Genomic DNA, 681 nt, shown 5'->3' on the forward strand with positions numbered 1-681 from the left:
CTTGAATGGCCCTCCGGGGGTCAGTCTTCGTGGTGCCGAGCCACGTGTAGCGCACGGCCAATCCATACGTGCCCTTCACATGGTAGGTCCCGAACTTCGGATCGAATGTCGCGCGAGCTGTCAGCAACGGATCGTCCGTCAAAGACCATTTGATCTTTTCGGCACCCGACGGCGGCCGCCATTCAGGGCAACCGGCCGGCATGGCCGAGCCGGCGCCGTGTACGCAACGGGTAAATGCGTCTTTCAGTTTCGCCGCCATCGGTTCCCATGCCACCTTGGGATCTTGTTTTGCAACCTCGGGATCACCTATGGCCGAGTGCTCTTTGATCTCCTGGACGTCGAGCTTTCCTTCGGCCCACTTCACCTTGGCCCAGAAGGTCGTTGGCGTCACGACGCGGCGCGGCGTCTTGGAGACGGTGTAGTCCGCCGACACCACGACGGTCCCGAGCATGTCGAAGCGGCTTTCCGCCTCGATGTAGTGGATGACCGGAGCCTCAAGGGGATTGCCGTAGAAGGCCCAATGAACCTTGGAAACCTCCGATGTCTCGACAATGGATTGCGGGCAATTGGCCGGAGTTGCAGACGCTGACTTCACGCATTTGTCGAGCCAGTGAGCCTTTCCCAGCAAGGTTCTCGTTACGGTCGGTGACCGTCCATGCACGACACGCCGAACTCGTTGAA

Annotated in this window: 1 protein-coding gene; it reads right to left on the reverse strand. The window is 60.1% G+C overall.

Annotation, left to right across the window (positions count from 1 at the left end; genetic code table 11):
• The coding region (locus KJS59_RS30730) for a hypothetical protein (RefSeq protein ID WP_213457513.1) at positions 1–628 on the reverse strand (628 nt) is incomplete at its 3' end.
• Positions 629–681: the final 53 nt, after the last annotated feature.

The sequence above is a fragment of the Rhizomonospora bruguierae genome, assembly GCF_018397995.1.
Taxonomy (GTDB): domain Bacteria; phylum Actinomycetota; class Actinomycetes; order Mycobacteriales; family Micromonosporaceae; genus Rhizomonospora; species Rhizomonospora bruguierae.